This is a genomic window from Methylomagnum sp., assembly GCF_054333355.1.
The window spans coordinates 1-3,266 of the sequence record NZ_JBTEKS010000456.1 but is presented as its reverse complement, the minus strand read 5'-3'; the positions used below and the strand labels follow the sequence as shown (position 1 = coordinate 3,266).

Below are 3,266 nucleotides of genomic sequence, written 5' to 3'. Positions count from 1 at the left end.
CACTTGAACGCCCACCCGCCACAGCGCCAGCATGGCGGCGTCGAACGCCCGCGCTGTCGGGCCGGTCAGGCTGATATGGGCGGGATTCGGCGGCCCGGCGAATTCGCCCGCGTCCAGCGCCGGGAAATCGGGCAGCAAGGTTTGCGCCGCGTGGTTCTGACCGATGCCTCGCGCCCAACTCGCCGGGTCGGCGATTTCCGGGACAGCGCCCGACGCCAACCACAGCGGGAAGTCCGGCAGAGCAAGCAGCGGGGAAGCGGCCAAGCGCCCGCATAAAGTTTCGGCCAGCCGGGCCAACGCGGTCGGGTCGCGTTCCGGCAAGCGCAGGGCTTCCTCGGGCGTGAGCAAGCCCAGAATCACGAGATCGGCCCAGCCACTCAGCACCGGGCAGAGCTTGGGCAAGCGCTCGGATAGCTGCCATTTGCGGCGCAGCTTGCGCAGCGTCACCAGCAGGACGATGGCGAGGCGCTCGCGCTCCACCGGGGCCAGTCCGGCCCGTGCTGTTTTCAACCAATCGTAGGCATCGCGGCCCGTGGCGCTCAGGGCGGCGTTCCACTCTTCCAAGAAGCGGCGGAAGGTCCATTGCCCCTCGGCCAAACCTTCGGCTTGTTCCAGCAAAGCGGAGAAAACCTCGTCATCCACCCTGAAGGCTTGGGCGGCCGCGTGCAGGGAGACCGCGTCGCAGGTCTTGGGCAGGATTGGATGAGCCAGGGCCGGATCGCTATAGGCCAGCGCAGGGCGGCGCGGAATCGCTTCAACCGGCTCGCCCGACAGCGCCGCCACGCAGGTTTCCACCGGCAAGAGGCCAGTCAGGGCGAGGGCGACCCATTGCCCGATGCCCTCCCCGGTTATCAGCGCGGGCGGCGGAAGAACGGTCAGCAAGCGTTGCGCCCAGCCATACAGCGCGGCGAAGGCGCGGAGCGGCTCGGGCCAAGCGGCGGGATTCGGGTCGGGAAGATGGGCGCGGAATTGTTCGTAAGCTTGAACATTCGCCCAACACGATGCGGGGTCGGGTGCCAGCTCCGGGCCGGGTTGACCCAAGCGCAACACCCAAGCGCTTGATTCCTTGGATACGTCATCCGATGTGGTGTCACCCCTCATGCCATCCAGCGCTTGCCGCACAGCGTCGGCCAATTCGGCCCGCGAGGCCACCCGCGCCCCGAACCGATACGGCAGCGCGGCCCGCCCGGTTTGCAGGGTGCGACACACGTCATCCAGGGGCAGCGCGGCGAATTCCTCCCCTGCCACGAACGCCGCCCAGCTTTCCAACTGGCCCCGCAGACTGGCGGGGGAGCGGGCCGACAGCACGAACAACTGAGCCTGCGCCGGTTCCTCCCGCGTTTGCCGTTCGGGTCCACAGTATTCCTCGATCACCGCATGGGCGTTGGCCCCGCCGAATCCGAAAGCACTGACGCCCGCCCGGCGCGGCTGGTCTTGTTCACATAGCCAAGCTTCGGCGTGACGGGCCAGCACGAAGGGCGAGGCAGCGAAGTCGATAAGCGGATTGGGGTGGCGAACATGGAGCGTCGGGAAAATCCGCCGCTGCCGCAGCATCCCCAGCACTTTGACGAGTCCCGCCAGCCCGGCGGCGGCTTCCAAATGGCCGAGGTTGGATTTGACCGAACCAATCCGGCAGAACCCGCGCTGGTCGGTGAACTGGCGGAAAGCCTCGGTCAGCGCCTCCACTTCTATCGGATCGCCAAGCGAGGTGCGGGTGCCGTGGGCTTCCACGTAGCTCAGCGTTTCGGGAGTGAGTCCCGCCGCCCGATAAGCCGCCAGCAACACGTCCCGTTGCGCGGCGACTCGCGGCGCGGTCAGCGAGTCGGCCCGTCCGCCATGGCCCAGCGCTGTGCTACGGATCAGGCCGTGAATATGGCAGCCGTCAGCCAACGCCAGCGACAAGGGCCGCAGCAACAGCACCGCCACGCCCTCGCCGGGGACATAGCCATCGGCGTCGCGGTCGAAGGTCCGGCAGCGGCCCGTCGGACTCAACATACGGGCCTTGGAGAAGGCGATGTATTTCCAAGGGTGGGTGTTGAGGTTGACCGCGCCCACCAAGGCATAGTCGCAATCGCCCGCCAGCAGGGCGCGCCGCGCCTGATGCAGAGCGGCCAGGGACGAGGCGCAGGCGGCGTCCACGGTGTGGCTGGGTCCGGTGAAGCCGAATTGGTGGGACAAACGGTTGGCGAGGATGGCGGCGTAGCTTCCGGTGCCGGCGTGGCCGTCGATGGAGAGGCCAGAGTCCCGCAGGTCGTAGCCGTGATCCTGGGTCATGGTGCCGACAAACACCCCGGTACGCCCGGCTCGTAGACGCTCGAAGCCCAGCCCCGCATCCTCCACGCAGCGCCACGCCTGCTCCAACAACAAGCGCTGCTGCGGGTCCATGCCGCGGGCTTCGCGGGGGCTGATCTGGAAAAGCCGGTGATCGAACCTGTCGATTTGGTCCAGATAGCCGCCCCAGCGGCTGTGGGTCTTGCCGGGGGCGTCACGGTCGGGGGAATAATGCCGGGCGCTATCCCAGCGGTCTTCCGGCACGTCCGCCACGGCATCCAGGCCCGCTTCCAGATTGCGCCAGAATTCGCGGTAATCGCGGGCACCGGGGAACCGGCAGGCCACGCCGACAATAGCGATGGCCTCGTCGGTGGGCGGGGCGGCCCCTGAAAGCTGGGCTGGATTTCGGGAAGCGTGCATACCGGCAACAACAAATAGGGTGGACCGGGAAGCCGCTCGTGGGGCCATCGGCCCGCTTAGTCGATCTGGAGCGACTCCCCGGTAAACAAACAGTCATATCACTGTAGTTCCCCTTAACGCTGTCGCCTAGGCAACTATCGCCGCTGGTTTAAGCAATTATTCACCACGCCCGATGGCGGCCAGGCCGGAGCGGGCAAAGCGCTGCTCGCGCAGGTTATACAAGGGTGGTGGCCGAGGCGGCCCAGGTGTCCAAGGCAAAGCCTGAAGACGAACGGCGGCATTACGGGAAAGAGACAGACGGGCTGGATTGCGACTCGGCGAGGCACCGGTGGCGTCCCTGCCATCCGGTTTGCATTGGAACCGCGCCCAAGGGATGGGGCGGGATTCGGTTGGGATCAGATCAGCTTGAACAAGCGCTTGGCGGGCCTCAGATCGGCGACGGCGTCCAGCAGATCGGAGGGCGCGCTGGCGGCGATTTTCAAGGTCTTGCGCATGGACTTGCTGCCGTTCTTCAGGGCGTCGCGCAGGGCGCCGTTGCGCTTCTTCTCGGCGGAGGCATCACGCTCCTTCTCCCA

2 protein-coding genes are annotated in these 3,266 nt (G+C 66.9%); both read right to left on the bottom strand.

Features of this window, described 5'->3' with window-relative positions; translation table 11 throughout:
* Positions 1-2,691 (bottom strand): beta-ketoacyl synthase N-terminal-like domain-containing protein (locus ACXWUF_RS20985; RefSeq protein ID WP_458496502.1); only part of this gene is annotated, 2,691 nt, incomplete at its 3' end.
* Positions 2,692-3,086: 395 nt separating this feature from the next.
* Positions 3,087-3,266 (bottom strand): hypothetical protein (locus ACXWUF_RS20980; RefSeq protein ID WP_458496501.1); only part of this gene is annotated, 180 nt, incomplete at its 5' end.